Origin of the sequence: Serratia sp. CY74737, from assembly GCF_052166775.1 — a bacterium.
In the GTDB taxonomy this organism is placed as follows: Bacteria; Pseudomonadota; Gammaproteobacteria; order Enterobacterales; family Enterobacteriaceae; genus Serratia; species Serratia ureilytica.
Genome location: NZ_JBJNOF010000007.1, coordinates 35,010 through 55,189 on the forward strand (window position 1 = coordinate 35,010; position 20,180 = coordinate 55,189).

22 protein-coding genes are annotated in these 20,180 nt (G+C 59.5%); 8 read left to right on the forward strand and 14 right to left on the reverse strand.

Annotated features, from left to right (window positions below):
- Nucleotides 1-5 precede the first annotated feature (5 nt).
- Together ACJ8PE_RS11535 and ACJ8PE_RS11540 are read right to left on the reverse strand one after the other, a co-directional pair.
- Complete coding sequence (locus ACJ8PE_RS11535) at nucleotides 6-323, reverse strand: PTS sugar transporter subunit IIB (protein WP_033641898.1); 318 nt, start codon at nucleotides 321-323, stop codon at nucleotides 6-8.
- Nucleotides 324-740: 417 nt separating this feature from the next.
- On the reverse strand, nucleotides 741-1,718 hold the full coding sequence (locus ACJ8PE_RS11540; protein WP_442536762.1) for a LysR substrate-binding domain-containing protein: 978 nt from the start codon (nucleotides 1,716-1,718) through the stop codon (nucleotides 741-743).
- 106 nt (nucleotides 1,719-1,824) lie between these two features.
- Between ACJ8PE_RS11540 and ACJ8PE_RS11545 the strand changes: the two genes are divergently transcribed.
- From ACJ8PE_RS11545 to ACJ8PE_RS11560, 4 genes are all read left to right on the forward strand, one after another.
- Nucleotides 1,825-2,625 (forward strand): SDR family NAD(P)-dependent oxidoreductase, encoded by an 801-nt coding sequence (locus ACJ8PE_RS11545; protein WP_232099398.1) that lies wholly within the window; start codon nucleotides 1,825-1,827, stop codon nucleotides 2,623-2,625.
- Between the two features lie 12 nt (nucleotides 2,626-2,637).
- Nucleotides 2,638-3,609 (forward strand): aldo/keto reductase, encoded by a 972-nt coding sequence (locus ACJ8PE_RS11550; RefSeq protein WP_197793005.1) that lies wholly within the window; start codon nucleotides 2,638-2,640, stop codon nucleotides 3,607-3,609.
- 30 nt (nucleotides 3,610-3,639) lie between these two features.
- Entirely contained in the window at nucleotides 3,640-4,632 is a 993-nt protein-coding gene (locus ACJ8PE_RS11555; RefSeq protein ID WP_230079616.1) for a Vgb family protein, read from the forward strand.
- A 194-nt stretch (nucleotides 4,633-4,826) separates the two neighbouring features.
- Complete coding sequence (locus ACJ8PE_RS11560; protein ID WP_089191196.1) at nucleotides 4,827-5,444, forward strand: Fic/DOC family protein; 618 nt, start codon at nucleotides 4,827-4,829, stop codon at nucleotides 5,442-5,444.
- Here the strand turns inward: ACJ8PE_RS11560 and ACJ8PE_RS11565 are convergent.
- Nucleotides 5,441-5,608, reverse strand: coding sequence for a hypothetical protein (locus ACJ8PE_RS11565; protein WP_162882342.1), 168 nt, complete (start codon nucleotides 5,606-5,608; stop codon nucleotides 5,441-5,443). The genes ACJ8PE_RS11560 and ACJ8PE_RS11565 overlap by 4 nt on opposite strands.
- A 394-nt stretch (nucleotides 5,609-6,002) precedes the next feature.
- Here ACJ8PE_RS11565 and mutS point away from each other — a divergent pair, with 394 nt between their 5' ends.
- Nucleotides 6,003-8,558: a DNA mismatch repair protein MutS gene (gene mutS, locus ACJ8PE_RS11570; RefSeq protein WP_101453864.1), complete on the forward strand. Its 2,556-nt coding sequence runs from the start codon at nucleotides 6,003-6,005 to the stop codon at nucleotides 8,556-8,558.
- Nucleotides 8,559-8,637: 79 nt separating this feature from the next.
- Here the strand turns inward: mutS and rpoS are convergent, their stop codons facing one another.
- The 8 genes from rpoS to ftsB all read right to left on the reverse strand — a co-directional run bounded on the left by rpoS (nucleotide 8,638) and on the right by ftsB (nucleotide 14,943).
- Nucleotides 8,638-9,636 carry an RNA polymerase sigma factor RpoS gene (gene rpoS, locus ACJ8PE_RS11575; RefSeq protein ID WP_019455119.1) on the reverse strand — a complete coding sequence of 333 codons (999 nt, stop codon included), beginning with the start codon at nucleotides 9,634-9,636 and terminating at the stop codon, nucleotides 8,638-8,640.
- A gap of 54 nt (nucleotides 9,637-9,690) precedes the next feature.
- Nucleotides 9,691-10,689 (reverse strand): murein hydrolase activator NlpD, encoded by a 999-nt coding sequence (gene nlpD / locus ACJ8PE_RS11580; RefSeq protein WP_033641891.1) that lies wholly within the window; start codon nucleotides 10,687-10,689, stop codon nucleotides 9,691-9,693.
- 325 nt (nucleotides 10,690-11,014) lie between these two features.
- Nucleotides 11,015-11,641 (reverse strand): protein-L-isoaspartate(D-aspartate) O-methyltransferase, encoded by a 627-nt coding sequence (locus ACJ8PE_RS11585; RefSeq protein WP_004932585.1) that lies wholly within the window; start codon nucleotides 11,639-11,641, stop codon nucleotides 11,015-11,017.
- Complete coding sequence (surE, locus tag ACJ8PE_RS11590) at nucleotides 11,635-12,396, reverse strand: 5'/3'-nucleotidase SurE (RefSeq protein ID WP_197793007.1); 762 nt, start codon at nucleotides 12,394-12,396, stop codon at nucleotides 11,635-11,637. The genes ACJ8PE_RS11585 and surE overlap by 7 nt, the downstream gene beginning before the upstream one ends.
- Nucleotides 12,377-13,423 (reverse strand): tRNA pseudouridine(13) synthase TruD, encoded by a 1,047-nt coding sequence (gene truD / locus ACJ8PE_RS11595; RefSeq protein WP_033641888.1) that lies wholly within the window; start codon nucleotides 13,421-13,423, stop codon nucleotides 12,377-12,379. The genes surE and truD overlap by 20 nt, the downstream gene beginning before the upstream one ends.
- A 4-nt stretch (nucleotides 13,424-13,427) precedes the next feature.
- A complete protein-coding gene (gene ispF, locus ACJ8PE_RS11600) occupies nucleotides 13,428-13,901 on the reverse strand; it encodes a 2-C-methyl-D-erythritol 2,4-cyclodiphosphate synthase (RefSeq protein WP_004932594.1) in 474 nt (157 codons plus the stop codon).
- Nucleotides 13,902-13,911: 10 nt separating this feature from the next.
- Nucleotides 13,912-14,619: a 2-C-methyl-D-erythritol 4-phosphate cytidylyltransferase gene (ispD, locus tag ACJ8PE_RS11605; RefSeq protein WP_004932598.1), complete on the reverse strand. Its 708-nt coding sequence runs from the start codon at nucleotides 14,617-14,619 to the stop codon at nucleotides 13,912-13,914.
- Nucleotides 14,620-14,622: 3 nt separating this feature from the next.
- Nucleotides 14,623-14,943 carry a cell division protein FtsB gene (gene ftsB / locus ACJ8PE_RS11610; RefSeq protein WP_016929043.1) on the reverse strand — a complete coding sequence of 107 codons (321 nt, stop codon included), beginning with the start codon at nucleotides 14,941-14,943 and terminating at the stop codon, nucleotides 14,623-14,625.
- Between the two features lie 403 nt (nucleotides 14,944-15,346).
- Between ftsB and ACJ8PE_RS11615 the strand changes: the two genes are divergently transcribed.
- The 3 genes from ACJ8PE_RS11615 to ACJ8PE_RS11625 all read left to right on the forward strand — a co-directional run bounded on the left by ACJ8PE_RS11615 (nucleotide 15,347) and on the right by ACJ8PE_RS11625 (nucleotide 17,657).
- Complete coding sequence (locus ACJ8PE_RS11615; RefSeq protein ID WP_197760776.1) at nucleotides 15,347-16,117, forward strand: basic amino acid ABC transporter substrate-binding protein; 771 nt, start codon at nucleotides 15,347-15,349, stop codon at nucleotides 16,115-16,117.
- Between the two features lie 114 nt (nucleotides 16,118-16,231).
- Nucleotides 16,232-16,951 (forward strand): amino acid ABC transporter permease, encoded by a 720-nt coding sequence (locus ACJ8PE_RS11620; RefSeq protein ID WP_042706788.1) that lies wholly within the window; start codon nucleotides 16,232-16,234, stop codon nucleotides 16,949-16,951.
- Nucleotides 16,935-17,657: an amino acid ABC transporter ATP-binding protein gene (locus ACJ8PE_RS11625; RefSeq protein ID WP_197760778.1), complete on the forward strand. Its 723-nt coding sequence runs from the start codon at nucleotides 16,935-16,937 to the stop codon at nucleotides 17,655-17,657. The genes ACJ8PE_RS11620 and ACJ8PE_RS11625 overlap by 17 nt, the downstream gene beginning before the upstream one ends.
- Nucleotides 17,658-17,709: 52 nt before the next feature.
- Here the strand turns inward: ACJ8PE_RS11625 and ACJ8PE_RS11630 are convergent, their stop codons facing one another.
- The 3 genes from ACJ8PE_RS11630 to cysN form a co-directional block, all read right to left on the reverse strand.
- A complete protein-coding gene (locus ACJ8PE_RS11630) occupies nucleotides 17,710-18,036 on the reverse strand; it encodes a DUF3561 family protein (RefSeq protein ID WP_171402985.1) in 327 nt (108 codons plus the stop codon).
- Between the two features lie 84 nt (nucleotides 18,037-18,120).
- Complete coding sequence (gene cysC, locus ACJ8PE_RS11635; RefSeq protein ID WP_197760780.1) at nucleotides 18,121-18,810, reverse strand: adenylyl-sulfate kinase; 690 nt, start codon at nucleotides 18,808-18,810, stop codon at nucleotides 18,121-18,123.
- Nucleotides 18,749-20,176, reverse strand: a complete 1,428-nt coding sequence (cysN, locus tag ACJ8PE_RS11640; RefSeq protein ID WP_197760782.1) for a sulfate adenylyltransferase subunit CysN — start codon at nucleotides 20,174-20,176, stop codon at nucleotides 18,749-18,751. Before cysN ends, cysC begins: the two co-directional genes overlap by 62 nt.
- Nucleotides 20,177-20,180: the final 4 nt, after the last annotated feature.

Below are 20,180 nucleotides of genomic sequence, written 5' to 3' on the forward strand. Positions count from 1 at the left end.
TCCTGTTATTGATTGGCTTTCTTGATGGCGGCCACCGCGGCCTTCAGCACGCCCAGCCCATCGACCTTGCCGTACAGCAGCGGATCGATGACTTCAACAGGTTTATTGGGCAACTGTTTCTGCACTTCCGGCAGGGTGTAGGCGATCTGCGGCCCCAGCAGGATCAGATCCGCTTCAATCCCCTTCTCCGCAGCCAGCGCTTCCGGATAGGCGGCGATGATCACCGGCACTTCATATTTTTCGGCCTGCGCCTTCATTTTTGATACCAACAGGGAAGTGGACATACCGGCAGAACAAAACAGATAGATTTTTTTCTTTTCCATACCAAGCACCTCAGATAATCAAAAAAACCCGGTGTTATTTGTATGCCAGATGCAATCACGATTGCTTCACGCACATTCCTTATGAAAATTTCCGTCACGTTGCCCTGGTTACAGACAGTATACGGAGCATGAAAAAAGGATCGGTAAGCCAGAAGGAGACAGAACCGTCTCTCATTGACCTGATGGATTGACCCTCTTCACATTTCGCACAAAAAAATAGTGTGACCGGGCTCTCAAATAACCGATAAAAACTCAGAATATTCGTAATAAATAATCAAATAGCAATTATAAACAGCAAGTTATAAACTCGCTGGGAATTTAAGGGTTTATTTGCGTCTGAACAAACGGCGAGGGAATAAAAATAGTTCAAGCTTGATTCGCCTACTGCCATCCGAACGCGATGGCAGGTGAAGAGGATTACGTGGGCAGACGCAGCAACTCAATCACCGTGGCCAGCGCCACGGAATGGTTTCTGCGGTTGGGGTAATAGAGGTAAAAACCGGGAAACGGCGCGCACCAATCGGCCAGCACCCGCCGCAGCCGCCCGCTCGCCAGATATTCTTCCACCTCCTGCTCGATGGCAAAAGCGATGCCGACGTTCGCCAGCGCCGCCTGCACCATCATCCTGCCGTCATCGAGTATCAATGGGCTGTTAACCGCCACGGAAAATCGCTGCTCCCCCTGCTGAAAAGCCCATTTGTAGCGCTCGCCTGAAGAAGCTTTGCGCCAACCGATGCAGCGATGCTGCAGTAAATCCTGCGGGTGCGTCGGTTCACCGTGCCGTTGAAAGTAATCCGGCGTGGCGACGATGGCAAAACGCAGATCCGGCGTCAGGCGCACCGCGCGCATATCGTTGTGCAGATCCTCGCCGAGCCGGATGCCAGCGTCAAAGCCCTGCTCGACGATGTTGGCGAACCCCTCGTCCGCCACCACTTCCAGCGTAATGCCGGGGTATTCGCTGGCCAGCCGTCCCAGATGCGGCACGATGGCGAGATCGATCGCCGAACGCGGCGCGTTGATACGCACCAGGCCGCGTGGCCCTTCGCGAAACGCATTCAGGCTCTCCAGCGCGGCGTCGATGTCGGTAAAAGCCGGCACCAGCTGCGCCAGCAGATGCTCTCCGGCCTCCGTCGGCGAGACGTTGCGGGTGGTGCGGTTCAGCAGGCGAATGCCCACCTGCGCTTCCAGTTCGCGCAGGGTGTGGGTCAGCGTCGGCGGCGAGACGTTGCGGGTGGTGCGGTTCAGCAGGCGAATGCCCACCTGCGCTTCCAGTTCGCGCAGGGTGTGGGTCAGCGTCGGCGGCGTCACGCCCAATCGGGCGGCGGCGCGGCGGAAGCTACGTTCACTGGCGATAGCCACGAAGGCCGCCAGGCCGGACAGTTCGGGTTTCTTCATGCTATTGATATAAATTATCTAATAGTGAGATGAATTTTTAGCGGATAGTTATCCGTCATCTAACAACATAGCATTGCGATCGAACCCATTACCAGGTATCGATGCGATGATTAATGCTACAGCTCCAACCCATGAAACGCCGCGCCGTCTGGCGGGCAAAGTCGTACTGGTGAGCGGCGGCGGCACCGGCATCGGCCGCGCCGCCGCGCTGGCCTATGCCCGCGAAGGCGCCAACGTGGCGCTGGCCGGCCGGCGCGCGGCGGAGATCGAAGCCACGGCGCGCGATATCGCGCTGGCTGGCGGCGATGCCCTGCCCATCGTGACCGACGTCTCCCAAGAAGACGATATCCGCCGGCTGCTCGCCGCGGTGACCGCCCACTACGGCCGGCTCGACGTCGCTTTCAACAACGCCGGCATCATCGGCAACTTCGCCCCCATCACCGAACAGAGCAGCGAGGATTTTGACCGGGTGATTGCCATTAACCTCAGAGGCGTCTGGCTGGCGATGAAATACGAGATTGAAACCTTCCTGGCTCAGCGGTCGGGCGGCGTGATCGTTAACACCTCCTCCTGGCTGACCCACGGCGCGCTGGCCGGCTCATCCAGCTACTCCGCCAGCAAAGGGGCGCTCGATGCGATGATCCGCGCGGTGGCGCTCGAATACAGCGGCCAGGGCATCCGCGTCAACAATATCAACCCCGGCATCATCGACACGCCGATGGCGCGCGGCAGCGTAGCCGACAGCGCGGCGTTCGCGCCCTTTATCGCCCATACGCCCGCCGGCCGCTTGGGCGAATCGGAAGACATCGGCGATGTGGCGCTGTGGTTGGCGACGGACGAGGCCCGCTTCATCACCGGCCAAAGCCTGCTGGTGGACGGCGGTTACACCATCGCCGGCACGCGCTGAGGAGACGATGCCATGAACTACGTTCGGCTTGGCGACAGCGGCCTGAAAGTGTCTCGTCTCTGCCTGGGCTGCATGACCTATGGCGATCCGGCCTGGCGCCCCTGGGTGCTGAAGGAAGACGAAGCGCGCCCCTTTATCCGCGAAGCGCTGGAAGCGGGCATCAATTTTTTTGATACCGCCAACATTTACTCCGGCGGAGAAAGCGAGCGCATTCTCGGCCGCGCCCTGAAGGCGTTCGCCCGCCGCGAAGACGTGGTGATCGCCACCAAGGCCTACTTTCCGATGGACGCGCAGCCGAACAGCCGAGGGCTGTCGCGCAAGCACCTGCTGCACAGCGTCGACGCTTCTTTGCAGCGGTTGGGGACGGATTACCTCGATCTGTTTGTGCTGCACCGCTTCGACACCGAAACGCCGATCGAAGAAACCGCCGACACCCTCGATGGCCTGGTGCGGGCGGGCAAGATCCGCTATCTCGGCGCCTCCTCGCTGCACGCCTGGCGCCTGATGAAAATGCTGGCCTTTCAACGTCAGCACCACCTGGCGCCGTTTATTTCGTTGCAAAGCCAATACAACCTGGTGACGCGTGAAGATGAAGAGGAGCTGATCCCCCTGTGTCTGGAGGAGGGGCTCAGCCTGACGCCCTGGTCGCCGCTGGCCCGCGGCGTGCTGGCCGGTTCCGGCAACGCCGGCACGCTGCGCGCCGCCACCGACGAACAGGCGCCACGTTGGTACGGCGGCAGAAACGAAGTGGAACGCACCGTCGCGGCGGTAGCGGAGGTGGCGGCCGCGCGCGGCGTTCCACCGGCGCAGATCGCGCTGGCCTGGCTGCTGGCCAAACCCGGCGTGGCATCGCCGCTGGTGGGCATGTCCAAGCCACACCATCTGCAGGATGCGCTAGCGGCGCTTAATCTCAGCTTATCGCCGCAAGACGTGGCCGCGCTGGAGGCGCCGATGGCGCACACTGCCCGCCCCGATCGCTGGTAGCCCCTTTTCCGTCATTCCAGGAGAGAAGACATGTCATATGCGCTTACCGCGCGAGCAGCGTTGTTCACCCTCGCCGCCGCACTCCCCCTGACCACTCCGGCGCAGGCCGCCGCCAATACCCACTGCGCCGAAAGCAGCATGACGCTGCCGCCCGGCGCGCTTTATCCCAACGGCATCGCCCGCGCGGCGGACGGCACGCTGTATGTCGGCCTGATCACCAGCGGCAACGTGCTGCGCAAGCGGCCGGGTAAAGCGTGGGAAACCTTTTTCCCTGGCGCTGACACGGTGTTCGCCTCAAACGCGCTGCGGCTGGACGAACGGCGCGGGTTGCTGTGGGGCAATTCGCCGGACTTCCTTTCCGGCGGCAAATCGCGCGCCAACCGCATCTATGCGCTGAACGTCGCCGATGGCACGCTCAACCGCAGCCTGGCGCTGCCGACGGGGGAAATGGGCAACGATATCGTGCTCGGCGCAGACGGTACGGTGTACGTGACAGAAACCCGAGGCGGCGGCATCCTGCGCCTGCGGCCGGGCGAAGCGGCATTCAGTACGCTGTTTCAGGATGCGCGGTTGGCGGCTCCGAGCGGGCTGGGCGCCGCCGGGATCGTGCTGCTCGACGATCGGCTGATGGCTGTCGCCAATTTCGGCACCGGTAAGCTTTACACTCTCAGCTATCACGATCCAAAGCCGCAGCTGACGGAAATGCAGCTGCCGCGCCTGATTGAAAACCCGGACGGAATGGGATTGGCGCCGGACGGCGCATTGATCGTGCTGGAGAACGGGATCCAGAGCGGCCAAGGGCGGATCCTGCGGATCGCGTTGCCAAAAGCGACCGGCATGCATCGGATTGAGGTTTTGCGCGAAGGCATGGAGTCGCCGGTCAACCTGACTATCACCCCACAAGGCTGCGCCTTCGTCAGCGAGTCGCGCATCCGCCACCGCCTGCTGCCCGGCCATGAAACCGAAGTGCCCGACAGCTTCCGCATCTATCAACTGCCCTTGCCTCTCACCGCCGCGCAATAACCTCTACGCCGCCTCAGCGGGCGGCCACTCGCGTTGTATCGTTAACATCCAATAAATTGAAACTATTTACTTCGATGCCATTAATCATACTTATGATTAATCCTAACTTAACAACCTGATTTTAATTAAATTATTCCGCCGCGTATCGCTGATTATACTTGCCTTATCTCCCGCCTCATTTACCGAGCGTAAGCATGAGCCGATACCATGTTTCCAGCAGCGAAGGCCAATATGAGAAAGAATCCGGCGAGCAAGTTCTAGCCAACAAGCTGGGTATTGCCGATAGCAATGAACTCGACGATGCCGAATTGGTATTGCTGGAACAGCTCTACCATTCCGTTTTCGAACAGCATTTTCCGTTAGGGAAAATCACCGTCGAGATGATCAAGGGCTGGCATCGCCGCTGGTTAGGCAATATCTATGCATGGGCTGGACAAGCAAGAACTGTCAATATCAGCAAAGGGGGCTTTATGTTTGCCCCTTCGACGCGATTGCCCAAACTACTGGACGATTTCGAGGTGGAATACCTGGCTCGTTACACACCTTGCTCAGCCATGAGCGAAGAACAGCTGATAGAAGCGATTGCAATAATCCATGTTGAACTGATACTCATACATCCCTTCAGAGAAGGGAATGGCCGTTTGTCACGGCTGTTGGCCGATGTGATGGCGGTTCAGGGCGGGCATAAACCGTTGGATTATCAAAGCTGGGAACAAAACAGAGCCCAATATATCTCAGCGATTCACTCAGGTATGAACATGAACTACGAACCGATGAAACACTGGGTCAGTCAAGCACTAAGAAGGTATTAGGCAAGGCGTAAATGAGCAAATTTTTTACGCGCTTCTTCTAAAGAAGCTTCAACTCTGGCTGAGGGTTGACCTGTTTCAACCGCCGTTGATGTCGCCACGGAACGCGCAATGTCCGTACGGGACGGCTTAGCATAACCCACCTGCACTTTTTTGCTGTTACTCATGACAACCTCTGTTCGCAAATTTGCTGAAGACATTATATCAAGGAATGTACAGGACTTCATTCCCTTGCCTCTCACTCCCGAACAATAGCTTCACCACCACTCCGGGCGGCCACTTGCGTTGTTGCCCGCAGGCGAACAACAATCTCACCGCGTTACAAACCCGCCTTGCGCAGCGCTTCCCATTTTTACCTGTGACAGCCGATTGCCCGCTGGGCTAGTATAAGCGTCTGTGCAAACCTCAGGTTTGAGTGCGCCGTTTGGCGTTTTGATGATTTGATTTGCGCCGCCCGCCAAGCGCTGAGTGGGGCGACGCCTGCTGAAACAATGTGATAGCGAATGACGACAATGAAAATCACAGTTCCCTTTACATTCAATGGATTGGAAAAATAATCGCATGAATAGCACCGATAAACTCGATTCGCACACGCCGATGATGCAGCAGTACCTGCGCCTCAAGGCCCAGCATCCTGAAATCCTGCTGTTCTACCGCATGGGTGACTTCTACGAGCTGTTTTACGACGACGCCAAGCGCGCTTCCCAACTGCTGGATATCTCGTTGACCAAACGCGGCGCCTCGGCGGGCGAGCCGATCCCGATGGCCGGCGTGCCGCACCACGCGGTGGAGAACTACCTGGCCAAGCTGGTTCAACTCGGCGAATCCGTCGCCATCTGTGAACAGATCGGCGATCCGGCCACCAGTAAAGGGCCGGTCGAGCGCAAAGTGGTACGCATCGTCACCCCCGGCACCATCACCGACGAAGCGCTACTGCAAGAGCGCCAGGACAACCTGCTGGCGGCGATCTGGCAGGATGCACGCGGCTTCGGTTACGCCACGCTGGACGTGAGCTCCGGCCGCTTCCGCGTCGCCGAGCCGCAAGATCTAGAGACCATGGCCGCCGAGCTGCAGCGCACCAATCCGGCCGAGCTGCTCTACCCGGAAACCTTCGAACAAATGGCGCTGATCGAGCAGCGCCACGGCCTGCGCCGCCGTCCGCTGTGGGAATTCGAACTGGAGACCGCACGCCAACAACTCAACCTGCAGTTCGGCACCCGCGATTTGACCGGCTTCGGCGTCGAGCAGGCGCATCAGGCGCTGCGCGCTGCCGGCTGTCTGTTGCAGTACGTGAAAGATACCCAGCGCACTTCGCTACCGCACATTCGCGGCATCACCATGGAGCGTCAGCAGGACGGCATCATCATGGACGCCGCCACCCGCCGCAACCTGGAGCTGACGCAGAGCCTGTCCGGCGGCAGCGACAACACGCTGGCGGCGATCCTCGATCGCACAGTCACGCCGATGGGCAGCCGCATGCTGAAACGCTGGCTGCACATGCCGACCCGTGACATCAAGGTGCTGACCGCCCGCCAACAGGCGATCGGCGCATTGCAGGAACGGTTCGCCGATCTGCAGCCTTCGCTGCGCCAGGTGGGCGATCAGGAGCGAATTTTGGCGCGCCTGGCGCTGCGCACTGCGCGTCCACGCGATCTGGCCCGCATGCGTCATGCTTTCCAGCAACTGCCGGACATCCGCGCGCTGCTGCAAGATGTGGATACGCCGCATGTGCAGCAACTGCTATCTCAGGTAGGCCAGTTCGACGAGCTGCGCGAACTGCTGGAACGCGCGATCGTTGAATCGCCGCCGGTGCTGGTGCGCGACGGCGGCGTGATCGCCCCCGGTTACAACAGCGAGCTGGACGAGTGGCGCGCGTTGGCCGACGGCGCCAGCGACTACCTCGATCGGCTGGAGATCCGCGAACGTGAAAAGCTGGGGCTGGATACGCTCAAAGTCGGCTTCAACGGCGTACACGGCTACTACATCCAGGTGAGCCGCGGCCAGAGCCACCTGGTGCCGATCCACTATGTACGTCGCCAGACGCTGAAAAACGCCGAGCGCTACATCATCCCGGAATTGAAAGAGTACGAAGACAAGGTACTCACCTCCAAGGGCAAAGCGCTGGCGATCGAGAAAAGCCTGTACGACGAGCTGTTCGATCTGCTGCTGCCGCACCTGGCGGAACTGCAGCAAAGCGCCGCCGCGCTGGCCGAGCTGGACGTGCTGGCCAACCTGGCCGAGCGCGCCGACACCCTGAACTACGCCTGCCCGGTCATGAGCGACCAGCCGGGGATCCGCATTACCGAAGGCCGCCACCCGGTGGTGGAACAGGTGCTGAGCGAACCGTTTATCTCCAACCCGCTCTCCCTGTCGCCACAGCGCCGCATGCTGATCATCACCGGCCCGAACATGGGCGGTAAAAGTACCTATATGCGGCAAACGGCGCTGATTGTGCTGATGGCGCACATCGGCAGCTACGTTCCGGCTGCCAAAGCCACCATCGGCCCGGTGGATCGCATCTTCACCCGCGTCGGCGCGGCGGACGATCTGGCTTCCGGCCGTTCCACCTTCATGGTGGAGATGACCGAAACCGCCAATATTCTTCACAACGCCACCGAGCACAGCCTGGTGTTGATGGATGAAATCGGCCGTGGCACCTCCACCTACGACGGCCTGTCGCTGGCCTGGGCCTGCGCCGAGAACCTGGCCAACCGCATCAAAGCGATGACGCTGTTCGCCACCCACTACTTCGAGCTGACGACGCTGCCGGAAAAAATGGAAGGCGTGGTCAACGTGCATCTGGACGCGCTTGAGCACGGCGACACCATCGCTTTTATGCACAGCGTGCAGGACGGTGCCGCCAGCAAAAGCTATGGCCTGGCGGTCGCCGCGCTGGCCGGCGTGCCGCGCGACGTCATCAAGCGCGCCCGTCAAAAGCTGCGCGAGCTGGAATCCATCTCCAGCCACACCGCGTCGGGCAGCGTCGATGCCACCCAGATGACGCTGTTGCAGGAAGAGACTTCGCCGGCAGTAGAAGCCCTGGAGGCGCTGGATCCGGATTCCCTGTCGCCGCGCCAGGCGCTGGAATGGATCTACCGGCTGAAAAATATGGTGTAGTCAGACGTCAAACGCGGGCATAAAAAAACGGTGAGCATCATGCTCACCGTTTTTATTTGATGCGATTCAACAACCGGCGTTATTCGCGGAACAGCGCCTCAATGCTCAGGCCCTGCATCTGCAGAATCTCACGCAGGCGGCGCAGACCTTCAACCTGAATCTGACGGACGCGTTCACGCGTCAGGCCAATCTCCCGGCCCACGTCTTCCAGCGTCGCCGCTTCATAGCCCAGCAGGCCGAAACGACGCGCCAACACTTCACGCTGTTTGGCGTTCAGTTCGAACAGCCATTTGACGATGCTTTGCTTCATATCGTCGTCTTGCGTGGTGTCTTCAGGCCCGTTGTCCTTCTCGTCGGCCAGAATGTCCAGCAGTGCTTTCTCCGAATCCCCGCCCAGCGGCGTATCCACCGAGGTGATGCGCTCATTCAGGCGCAGCATGCGGCTGACGTCATCCACCGGCTTGTCGAGTTGCTCGGCAATCTCTTCAGCGCTCGGTTCATGATCCAGTTTATGGGAAAGCTCGCGCGCGGTGCGCAGATAAACATTCAGTTCTTTGACGATATGGATAGGCAAACGAATGGTGCGGGTTTGGTTCATGATCGCCCGTTCAATCGTCTGACGGATCCACCAGGTTGCGTAAGTGGAGAAACGGAAACCGCGTTCCGGGTCGAATTTTTCCACCGCGCGGATCAGACCGAGGTTACCCTCTTCGATCAGATCCAGCAGCGCCAGACCGCGGTTGCTGTAGCGGCGGGCGATTTTCACCACCAGCCGCAGGTTGCTTTCAATCATGCGACGGCGGGACGGCACGTCACCGCGCAGAGCACGCCGCGCAAAATAGACCTCTTCCTCTGCGGTCAACAGAGGTGAATAACCGATCTCACCCAGATAGAGCTGCGTCGCATCCAATACGCGTTGCGTAACGCCTTGAGACAACAGCTCTTCTTCCGCTAAATCGTTCTCGCTGGCCTCTTCTTCTACCAGCGCTTTTTCATCAAACGACTCAGCCTCAGCTCCATTCTCGTCGAAATCCGCATCATCATGTAACTCGTTAACTTTCAGCGTATTTTGGCTCATATGCTGCTCCTACCCGTGATACCGCGAGCAGAATCTCAGCGTATTCTGCCCAATCTATCGCTGCGGAAGATAACGCAGCGGGTTTACGGATTTCCCCTTGTAACGAATTTCAAAATGCAAACGTACTGAACTGGTACCGGAGCTACCCATGGTGGCTATTTTTTGACCCGCCTTCACTTCTTGTTGTTCCCGGACCAGCATTGTGTCGTTATGAGCGTAGGCGCTCAGGTAATCATCATTATGTTTGATGATGATTAGATTACCGTAACCCCGTAAAGCGTTGCCTGCATACACTACGCGACCATCGGCGGTAGCGAAGATAGGCTGCCCACGGGAACCGGCGATATCGACGCCCTTATTCCCACCTTCTGATGAGGAAAAGTTATCAATAATCTTGCCGTCAGTCGGCCATCTCCAGGTACTGACCGGAGCGCTGTTGCTGACGGTGCTGCTCACTGGTGGAGCGGCTTCCGGTGCGGTAACAGGCGCAGTCGCGGTCCCAACCGCTGCGGCGCCCGCTGCAGGTAACATCTTACCTACATTCTGTTTACCCGAGTTTTCAGAATACGCGTTAGTTGATTGAGAATCAACCGTTGCCGTCTGGATCTGGGTGCTGGAAGGTGGCTTCGGAACACCGCCTTTGGTCGCGTCAGTCGTCGCCAGCATACCGCCGCCGCCATTGGCAGAACCATTACCAAGTTGAATGGTTTGGCCAACATTCAGGCTGTAAGGCTCGGGAATATTGTTGCGCTGCGCCAGGTCGCGGAAATCATTGCCGGTGATCCAGGCGATGTAAAACAGCGTATCACCGCGCTTGACCGTATAGGTGTCGCCGCCGCTGTAGCTCCCTTTAGGGATAGCGTTATAACTGCGGTTATAGACAATGCGGCCCTCTGGGCTGGCCTGCTGCGCTCCGCCATTATTATTGCCGGATGGAACGGCGCCGCCGCCGCCCACGCTGCTGATAGGGGCTGACGTCGAGGCCGTGTTTGTACAACCCGCCAACCACAAACTTACCATCGTACACACCGCAACCCGGCGTAACGTAATCATTGGGCTTCCCGTGCTCATGCTTCCCCCATGACAGCAATATCAGTGATATATCCAAAATACCCTTTACATCGTAGCCGAGCTTTTGCCACTTCCCAGTTTCTGCGATGTAAAGGCGCCGCCGGCCGATCCCTGAACGCCAGGTCATCTCCCGCCGGAGCATCAAAACGCGCGCCAATGCTAACCACATTGGCGTCACCGCACCATAAGACAACTACGTAGAAAGGCCAATTCTAGTGAAAATTAGCCTGATTGAAACGAGAAAACCTTATCCGCACGTGATGAAAGTGCAACAGATTTTTCAGACGGTCGAAAAATCAGACAATCGCTAGGCCAATTCGCCTTTCACCAGCGGCACAAAGCGCACCGCCTCTACCGCGTCGACCACGAAATCGTTGCCATGGCGCTGAATGCGTTTGAGGGTTTGGGCCTGCTCGCCCACCGGCAACACCAAAATGCCGCCGTCGTCCAACTGCTCAACCAGCGCCTGCGGGATCTCCGGCGGCGCGGCAGTGACGATGATCGCATCGAACGGGCCGCGCGACGCCCAGCCCTGCCAGCCGTCGCCGTGGCGAGTGGAAACATTATGAAGGTCGAGCTGCTTCAGGCGGCGCTTGGCCTGCCACTGCAGCCCCTTGATGCGCTCGACGGAACAAACGTGTTGCACCAGATGCGCCAGGATGGCGGTTTGATAACCGGAACCGGTGCCGATCTCGAGCACCCGTGAAGTGGGCTTCAGATTCAGCAGCTCGGTCATCCGCGCCACCATATAGGGCTGAGAAATGGTCTGGCCGGAACCGATCGGTAATGCAGTGTTTTCGTAGGCTTTGTGATCCAGTGCTTCGTCGACAAAACGCTCGCGCGGCACCGCTTCGATCGCTCGCAGCAGCTTTTCGTCCCGGATCCCTTGCTGACGCAGCTGCGTCAGCAATGTTTGCATACGCTTGTTCACCATTCCCCGCTAACCTCTGCCTTGGTTAACCATGTTTTCACGACTTCCTGCGCCGCGTAGGCGGTCAGATCCACCTGTAGCGGCGTGATCGCCACATAGCCTTGTTCCACCGCCGCAAAGTCGGTATCCGGCCCGACATCAAATTTATCACCAGGCGGCCCGATCCAGTAGAGATTTTGTCCACGCGGATCCTGCTGGCAGAAGACCTTATCGGCGGGATGGCGGCTGCCACAGCGAGTGACGCGCAGGCCTTTGATCTCCGCCAGCGGCAAATCCGGCACGTTGATATTCAGGATTTTTCCGGTGCGTAACGGTTCACGCTGCAGCGCACGCAAGATGCGGCAGGTAATGGCCGCTGCGGTCACGTAGTGTTGGTGACCGTTCAGCGACACCGCCAGCGCGGGCAGCCCCAGGTGCCGGCCCTCCATCGCCGCCGCGACGGTGCCGGAATAGATGACGTCATCGCCTAAATTCGGTCCGGCGTTAATGCCGGAGACCACGATATCCGGCGCAGGGCGCATCAATGCGTTGACGCCAAGATAAACGCAGTCGGTCGGCGTCCCCTGCAGCACCGCGATATCGCCGTTGGCCAGCGTCTGCGTGCGCAGCGGCGACTCCAGCGTCAGGGCATTGGAAGAACCGCTGCGGTTACGATCCGGCGCCACGACCTGCACCTCGGCAAACTCCCGCAGCGCCGCCGCCAGCACCTGAATGCCTGGGGCGCTGACGCCGTCATCGTTACTCAGCAATATCCGCATCACTGTTATCCTGCTGCATGATTTCGCGAACCACGCTGGTAGCAAAGCTGCCTGCCGGCAGCCAGAAGCGCAGTTCCACGGTAACGTCATCCCACCAGTTCCACTGCAAATTTTGCGGCTGCAACAGCAGGGCCCGGCGAGCGGGTTCGACACGCTCGCGCTTTAAAAGCGTAAGCAATTCCGGTTGTTCCGCCAAGCATTGTTGTTCAAAAGCCAAGGCTTGGCCGGCGGTGCCTGGCTCTCCATCGCCCGGCAAGGAGGCCGTGATCGCCAGCTCGCCGGCATCCAGCCGCTGTTGCAACGTCTCCAGCTCATCGGCTTTGGCGACGAACCAGCTACCGCGGCCGCTCAACTGCAGGGCATCCCCTTCCAGCACGGTGCGCTGCAGGCCGTCGGCCAGGCGCCGGCCGGCTATCAGATTGAACAGCGCACTGCGGCTGGCGGAAAGGTAGAAGCTGCGCTTGCTGCGCTCTTTAACGCGGATTTCGTCGTTCGCCCAGCGGCGCGCCATCACCAGATTGTTGCCGCCGCGGCCGAAGCGTTGGCTGCCGAAATAGTTTGGCACGCCCTGCGCGGCGATAGCCTGCAGGCGGCGCTCAACGTCCTGACGATCGGAAATCTGGCGCAGCACCAGCGTAAAGTGGTTGCCCTTCAGATTGCCGATGCGCATTTTGCGCAGGTGGCGGGCGAACGAGAGCACCTCGCAGCCTTCCAGCGCAAACTGTGAGAAATCCGGCGTGTCTTTGCCCGGCATATGCAGGCAGAACCACTGTTCGGTCACCGCGTGGCGATCCTTCAAGCCCGCATAGCTGACGGAACGGGCGTGAATACCGGCAAAGCGCGCCAGATAGTCGGCCACGAACTGGGTATTGCAGCCGTTTTTACGGATGTTCACCAGCACATGCTCGCCTTCGCCGTCCGGCGCAAAGCCCAGGTCTTCCACCACCACGAAGTCTTCCGGATTGGCTTTCAACACCCCGGTGCTCTGCGGCTGGCCATGCAGCCAGGTCAGATTCGCCATATCCATGCGGTTATTCCTTGATCAGCAAGGCGACCGCTTCGCAGGCGATGCCCTCGCCGCGCCCGGTGAAGCCGAGCTGCTCGGTGGTCGTGGCCTTCACGTTGACGTCATCCATATGGCACTGCAGATCTTCCGCCAGGAAGACGCGCATCTGCGGGATGTGCGGCGCCATTTTCGGCGCCTGGGCAATAATCGTGATGTCGAGGTTGCCGAGGCGGTACCCTTTGGCGCGGATGCGCTTCCAGGCTTCGCGCAGCAGCTCGCGGCTGTCCGCGCCCTTGAAGGCCGGATCGGTATCGGGGAACAGCTTGCCAATATCGCCCAGCGCCGCCGCGCCCAGCAAGGCGTCGGTCGCGGCGTGCAGCGCAACGTCGCCGTCGGAGTGGGCCAACAAACCTTTGTCGTAAGGGATGCGAACACCGCCGATCACCAACGGGCCTTCGCCGCCGAATTTATGTACGTCAAAACCGTGACCGATACGCATGGTGCGCTCCTTAATTGTCCAACTGAGTCAAATAGAACGCCGCCAGCGCCAAATCCTCCGGCCGCGTTACTTTAATGTTATCCGCCCGGCCGGCGATCAGCAGCGGATGATAACCGCAATGCTCCAGCGCCGAGGCTTCGTCGGTGACGTTCGCGCCTTCATCCAGCGCGCGCTGCAGGCACTGCTTGAGCAGCGGCAGCGGAAACAGCTGCGGCGTCAGCGCATGCCACAGATCCTGCCGTTCAACGGTGTGGGCGATGGTGTCGCGGCCGGGTTCGGCGCGCTTCATGGTGTCGCGCACCGGCGCGGCGAGAATGCCGCCCACCTTGCTGTGTGCGGTGATCGCCAGCAGGCGCTCGAGATCGTCGGCGTGCAGGCAGGGACGCGCAGCGTCGTGCACCAGCACCCAGTCCGCATCACCCGCCAGTTTCAGCCCGGCCATCACCGAATCGGCGCGCTGTTTGCCGCCCTCGGTGACGGTCACCCGCGGATCCTGAGCGATGGGCAGCCGTTCGAACTGACGATCTTCCGGGCCGATTGCCACGATTACCCGTTCAATGCGCGGGTGGCGCAACAGAGCATGGATAGCGTGTTCGACGATGCTGTGCCGGCCGATGGTTAAATATTGCTTCGGGCATTCCGCCTGCATGCGGCTGCCGATACCGGCAGCGGGCAGGACGGCAATCACCGAGGGAAAGGTGCCTGCGGAGTGATTCATGCGTTATTTTTGTGCGTTATTTTGCGAGGAAGACGCCGCGTTGCGTCTGGATTGGTCAGGAACCAGACGATAGAAAGTCTCACCGGGCTTGATCATGCCCAGCTCATTACGCGCTCGCTCTTCGATCGCTTCCTGACCGCCGTTCAAATCATCGATTTCGGCAAACAGCTGATCGTTACGCGCTTTCAACTTCGCGTTGTTGCCCTGTTGGACCGCAACGTCTTCATTGACCCGCACGTAATCGTGAATACCATTTTTGCCCAGCCACAGTGAATACTGTAACCAACCGAGCAATGCCAGCAATAGCAGCGTAAGTTTTCCCATCTCCGCCCCCTGAAAAACCGACCAATCATCCCACAACTTCTCGTTGGACTCCACACTGAGAGCGGCATTTCAACGCCAAATTCAGAATACGGATGAAGGATTCCCGTGTTTATCGCCTAATTCCGCTGCGAAAGCGGCAAAAAAAGCCGCTTTAGTCCGGCGCGCGCGCCGCGTTTTCCGCTGATACACACACTGCCCTTCCTCCATTATGCAGCAAGAATCACTGCACCATCGCATCCTGACCCGTCGCTTACGCCAAGGCAAAGCAAGAAGTGAATATTTAACACCATAGAAAGAATAATCCTCATGCAGTGGTTGCACTTTCATTCATTGAAGCTTATTTTTATGCAATCATAGTGCATAAATAATTCCAATATATAACCATTCATTATCGGGGATCGCGATGTTAAAACGTTTAGTTCTGATCGGCGCCTGCCTGGCAGCCACCTTCTCCACCGCCGCGCTGGCGGCTGAACCTACCTACGTCGTCGGCTCCGGCGGCACCTATCGGCCGTTCGAGTTTGAAAACAGCCAAAAGCAGCTGGAAGGTTTCGACATCGACATTATCAAAGCGGTAGCCAAGGCCGAAGGTTTCCAAATAAAACTGATCAATACGCCGTGGGAAGGGATCTTCGCCACGCTGAATTCCGGCGATCGCGATATCATCATCTCCGGCATCACCATCACCGATAAACGCAAACAAATGGTTGATTTTTCTGCGCCTTACTTCCCGGCAGAGCAGGCCATCGTGGTGCCGCAAGACTCGAAGGTAGACTCCATTGCCGCGTTGAAAACGCTGAAGGTCGGCGTGGTGAACTCCAGCACCGGCGACATCGTGGTGTCCGACGCACTGGGCAAAAACAGCACCGCCATCAAACGCTTCGACAATACCCCGCTGATGCTGCAAGAGCTGTATGAAGACGGCATCGGCGCGGCGGTCGGCGACGTCGGCGTGGCCAAGTTCTACATCAAAACCCACCCTGAGAAAGCCTTCAAGCTGGTGCCCGACGCCAAGTTCGAACGCCAGTATTTCGGCATCGCCGTCGCCAAAGGCAACGATGAGCTGCGCAACAAAATCAACGCCGGCCTGAAGAAAATCATCGCCGACGGCACCTACGCCAAGATCTACCAAACCTGGTTCGACAGCAACGTACCGACGCTGCCGGCGGAATAATGCCCTGTCGCCGGCGCCCGCCAGGTCGTCGGCGCACCACCGTTTCAGCCTACCAAGAAGGAATACCCCTTGAACTTCCGCTGGGAGATCATCCAGGAATACGCGCCGCTGTTTATGGAAGGCGCCTGGATGACCATCAAATGCACCATTATCTGCGTGCTGCTGGGCACCACCTGGGGATTGATCCTCGGTCTGGGGCGCTTGGCGCAGGCGCCGCACGGCATCTGGAAACCCATCCTGCATTACGGCGTTCAGTGGCCGGTGCGCATTTACATCAGCGCCTTTCGCGGCACGCCGCTGTTCGTACAAATCATGGTGGTGCACTTCGCGCTGGTGCCGCTATTCATCAACCCGCGCGACGGCCTGCTGGTCACCAGCGGCCTGATGAGCGTCGATTTTGCCCGCGCGCTGCGCGCCGACTACGGTGCCTTTCTCTCCTGCGTAGTGGCGATCACGCTCAACGCCGGCGCCTATGTGTCGGAGATCTTCCGCGCCGGGATCCAGTCGATTGACCGCGGCCAGATGGAAGCCTCGCGCTCGCTGGGCATGAGCTACGGCAAGACCATGCGCCAGGTGATCCTGCCGCAAGCCTTCCGGCGCATGCTGCCGCCGCTGGGCAACAACGCCATCGCTATCGTCAAGGATTCGTCGCTAGCCTCCGCCATCGGCCTGGCGGATCTGGCCTATGCCGCCCGCACCGTCTCCGGCGCCTACGCCACCTATTGGGAGCCCTACCTGACCATTTCGCTGGTCTATTGGGTCATCACCTTCCTGCTCTCGCTGCTGGTGCAACACATGGAAAAGAGGTTCGGTAAAAGTGATTCGCGTACATAACCTGCAAAAACAGTTCGGCGAGAGCCACGTGCTGCGCGGTATTTCCTGCCGGATCGCCGCCAACGAAGTGGTGTGCGTCATCGGCCCTTCCGGCTCCGGGAAGAGCACCTTCCTGCGCTGCATCAACGCGCTGGAAACGCTCTCCGGCGGCGAGATCGAGGTCAACGGCTTCGCCGTCCACGATCAAAAAACCGACCTGAACAAGATGCGTGAAAGCGTGGGTATGGTGTTCCAGCGCTTCAACCTGTTCCCGCACATGACGGTGTTGGAAAACATCATCATGGCACCGGTGAGCGTGAAGAAACGGCCGCGCGCCGAAGCCATCGTGCAAGCCGAGCAGCTGCTGCGCAAGGTCGGGCTGCTCGACAAGATAGACGCCTACCCCAACAGCCTCTCCGGCGGCCAGCAGCAGCGGGTAGCGATCGCCCGCGCGCTGGCGATGGAGCCGAAGATCATGCTGTTTGACGAACCCACCTCCGCGCTCGATCCGGAGCTGGTGGGCGAAGTGTTGGCGGTGATGAAATCGCTGGCACACGAGGGCATGACCATGGTGGTGGTCACGCATGAGATGGGCTTTGCCCGCGAGGTGGCCGATCGGGTGCTGTTTATCGATCAGGGGATCATTCAGGAGGAAGGCGCGCCGCAGCAGATCTTCAGCCATCCGGCTAATCCGCGCACACAGGCGTTTCTGAGCAAAGTTTTGTAACCTTCGGCACCGCTTTGCAATCCTTCGGGCGCCGGCATCGGCGCCCGCTCTCTCACCACCCGGTCAAGAAGCTGAACACCAGCCAGAACAGGCACAGCACGATGGCGCCGGTCAGCAGCAGCGTCAGGATCAGACGGCCGCGCAGCAGCATGCTGAGGGTGATGCCGATCAGCACCGACAGCGGCATCAGCGCCAGGAAGAATGGCCAGGTATAAAGCAGGAAAAACAGCGTATTGGAACCGTAAACCAAAAACGGCAACGCGAACGCCAGCCAGTAGAAAACAAAGCCGCTGACGCCGCCCAGGAAAGAATAAGAAGGCTCCTCTTTCTCCTGTTTTGACTGCTTGGAGTCGATCAAGATAGGCGTGACATTTTGCATAGTGATCCCTGGTTATTCGGCTCGCTCTGCGGCGGCTTAGAGTAAAAAGCGCATGGCGAAAAACGCCACACGCTTTTTTTGAATTCAGGGTTTGATAATAGCCTGACCACGCAACACGTCTAACAATTGCGCAATCAAATTTGTTACCAATTGTTGGCCATCAAGGTGGATTTCCGGCTGCTGCGGCGCCTCGTAAACCGCGTCGATACCGGTGAAATTGCGCAGCTCGCCGGCGCGCGCTTTCTTATACAATCCCTTCGGATCGCGCGCCTCGCAGATCGCCAACGGCGTATCGACAAACACCTCGATAAAGCGATCGTCGCCGAGCATCTCACGCACCATCTGCCGTTCGGTGCGGTGCGGCGAAATGAATGCGGTCAGCACCACCAGCCCGGCGTCCACCATCAGCTTGGCCACTTCCCCCACCCGGCGAATGTTCTCGCGCCGATCCTCGTCGGAGAAGCCGAGATCGCGGCACAGACCGTGGCGCACGTTATCGCCATCCAGCAGGTAGGTGCTGACGCCGAGCCCATGCAGCGCCTGCTCCAGCGCGCCGGCGACGGTGGATTTGCCCGAGCCGGACAGCCCGGTAAACCACAGCACCGCGCCGCGATGGCCGTTGCGCGCTTCGCGATCCGCGCGCGTCACCGCGTGCGGATGCCAAACCACATTTTCGTCGTCCGGCCCTGTCGCCCTCAGTTCAACGGCCACCTTATCGGCCACCGAGCAGATCGCGCGCGCCCCAGTGCGGGAAGTGCTTGCGCACCAGCGCATTCAGCTCCAGTTCGAAGGCGCTGAATTCGCCGCGCGCCGCCGATGCGGCCTGCAGCGTTTCACGCACCAGACCGGCGCCAACCGTCACGTTGCTCATGCGATCGATAAAGATCAGCCCGCCGGTGTCGTGATTGCTCTGGTAGCTGTCCAGCACCAGCGGTTCGTCGAAGGTCAGTTCCACCAATCCGATGCCGTTGAGCGGCAACGTGTCGGCCGGATGCTGCGCCAGCGTATTGATCTCCACCTGATGGCGGATGCTCTCCACGCGCGCGCGGGTCTTTTTACCGGCGATCTTGATGTCGTAGCTCTGGCCCGGCACCAGCGGCTGCTCGGCCATCCATACCACGTCCACCAGCGCGCTCTGCGCCGCCTGCAGACTTTCGCCGGCGTCGACCAGCAGATCGCCCCGGCTGATGTCTACTTCATCCTTCAGCACCAGCGTAATCGCTTCGCCCGGTACCGCCTCTGGCAGATCGCCGTCGAAGGTCACGATGCGCGCCACGCTGGACTCCACGCCGGAAGGCAGCACTTTGATGCGTTGCCCCACCCGCACCACGCCGGCGGACAGCGTGCCGGCATAGCCGCGAAAATCGAGGTTCGGGCGGTTAACGTACTGCACCGGGAAGCGCAGCGGCTGGTTTTCTCGCTCGCTGATCACGTCAACGCTCTCCAGCACTTCCAGCAGGGTCGGGCCGCTGTACCACGGCATATGGGCGCTTTCGCTCGCCACGTTGTCGCCGTCCAACGCCGACAGCGGCACAAACTTGATGTCCAGATCGCCTGGCAGCTGCTGGGCGAAGGTCAGGTAATCCTGTTTGAACTGCTCGAACACCGCTTCCTGATAGTCCACCAGATCCATTTTGTTTACCGCGACCACCAGATGGCGAATGCCCAGCAGAGTCGCGATAAAGCTGTGGCGGCGAGTCTGATCCAGCACCCCTTTACGCGCATCGATCAACAGGATCGCCAGATCGCAGGTAGAGGCACCGGTGGCCATGTTGCGGGTGTACTGCTCATGCCCCGGGGTATCGGCGATGATAAACTTGCGTTTTTCGGTCGAGAAGTAGCGATAGGCCACATCGATGGTGATGCCCTGCTCGCGCTCGGCCTGCAGACCGTCCACCAGCAGTGCCAAATCGAGCTTCTCGCCCTGGGTGCCGATGCGTTTGCTGTCGCTGTGCAGCGTCGACAGCTGATCCTCGTAGATCTGGCGGGTATCGTGCAGCAGGCGGCCGATCAGGGTGCTTTTGCCGTCGTCGACGCTGCCGCAGGTCAGAAAGCGCAGCAGGCTCTTGTGCTGCTGCGCGTGCAGATAGGATTCGACGCCGCCCTGGTCAGCGATTTGTTGTGCAATTGCGTTGTTCATCCGG

What these genes read in the sequence shown, in the direction of transcription:
- ACJ8PE_RS11535 (WP_033641898.1), bottom strand. Translation starts at nt 323, where the DNA reads ATGGAAAAGAAAAAAATCTATCTGTTTTGTTCTGCCGGTATGTCCACT.
- ftsB (WP_016929043.1), bottom strand. Translation starts at nt 14,943, where the DNA reads ATGGGAAAACTTACGCTGCTATTGCTGGCATTGCTCGGTTGGTTACAG.
- ACJ8PE_RS11545 (WP_232099398.1), top strand. Translation starts at nt 1,825, where the DNA reads ATGATTAATGCTACAGCTCCAACCCATGAAACGCCGCGCCGTCTGGCG.
- cysN (WP_197760782.1), bottom strand. Translation starts at nt 20,176, where the DNA reads ATGAACAACGCAATTGCACAACAAATCGCTGACCAGGGCGGCGTCGAA.
- ACJ8PE_RS11560 (WP_089191196.1), top strand. Translation starts at nt 4,827, where the DNA reads ATGAGCCGATACCATGTTTCCAGCAGCGAAGGCCAATATGAGAAAGAA.
- rpoS (WP_019455119.1), bottom strand. Translation starts at nt 9,636, where the DNA reads ATGAGCCAAAATACGCTGAAAGTTAACGAGTTACATGATGATGCGGAT.
- truD (WP_033641888.1), bottom strand. Translation starts at nt 13,423, where the DNA reads ATGGATATGGCGAATCTGACCTGGCTGCATGGCCAGCCGCAGAGCACC.
- ACJ8PE_RS11555 (WP_230079616.1), top strand. Translation starts at nt 3,640, where the DNA reads ATGTCATATGCGCTTACCGCGCGAGCAGCGTTGTTCACCCTCGCCGCC.
- ACJ8PE_RS11585 (WP_004932585.1), bottom strand. Translation starts at nt 11,641, where the DNA reads ATGGTGAACAAGCGTATGCAAACATTGCTGACGCAGCTGCGTCAGCAA.
- ispF (WP_004932594.1), bottom strand. Translation starts at nt 13,901, where the DNA reads ATGCGTATCGGTCACGGTTTTGACGTACATAAATTCGGCGGCGAAGGC.
- ACJ8PE_RS11540 (WP_442536762.1), bottom strand. Translation starts at nt 1,718, where the DNA reads ATGAAGAAACCCGAACTGTCCGGCCTGGCGGCCTTCGTGGCTATCGCC.
- ispD (WP_004932598.1), bottom strand. Translation starts at nt 14,619, where the DNA reads ATGAATCACTCCGCAGGCACCTTTCCCTCGGTGATTGCCGTCCTGCCC.
- ACJ8PE_RS11550 (WP_197793005.1), top strand. Translation starts at nt 2,638, where the DNA reads ATGAACTACGTTCGGCTTGGCGACAGCGGCCTGAAAGTGTCTCGTCTC.
- ACJ8PE_RS11565 (WP_162882342.1), bottom strand. Translation starts at nt 5,608, where the DNA reads ATGAGTAACAGCAAAAAAGTGCAGGTGGGTTATGCTAAGCCGTCCCGT.
- cysC (WP_197760780.1), bottom strand. Translation starts at nt 18,810, where the DNA reads ATGCGCTGGTGCGCAAGCACTTCCCGCACTGGGGCGCGCGCGATCTGC.
- ACJ8PE_RS11620 (WP_042706788.1), top strand. Translation starts at nt 16,232, where the DNA reads ATGGAAGGCGCCTGGATGACCATCAAATGCACCATTATCTGCGTGCTG.
- ACJ8PE_RS11630 (WP_171402985.1), bottom strand. Translation starts at nt 18,036, where the DNA reads ATGCAAAATGTCACGCCTATCTTGATCGACTCCAAGCAGTCAAAACAG.
- mutS (WP_101453864.1), top strand. Translation starts at nt 6,003, where the DNA reads ATGAATAGCACCGATAAACTCGATTCGCACACGCCGATGATGCAGCAG.
- ACJ8PE_RS11615 (WP_197760776.1), top strand. Translation starts at nt 15,347, where the DNA reads ATGTTAAAACGTTTAGTTCTGATCGGCGCCTGCCTGGCAGCCACCTTC.
- nlpD (WP_033641891.1), bottom strand. Translation starts at nt 10,689, where the DNA reads ATGATTACGTTACGCCGGGTTGCGGTGTGTACGATGGTAAGTTTGTGG.
- surE (WP_197793007.1), bottom strand. Translation starts at nt 12,396, where the DNA reads ATGCGGATATTGCTGAGTAACGATGACGGCGTCAGCGCCCCAGGCATT.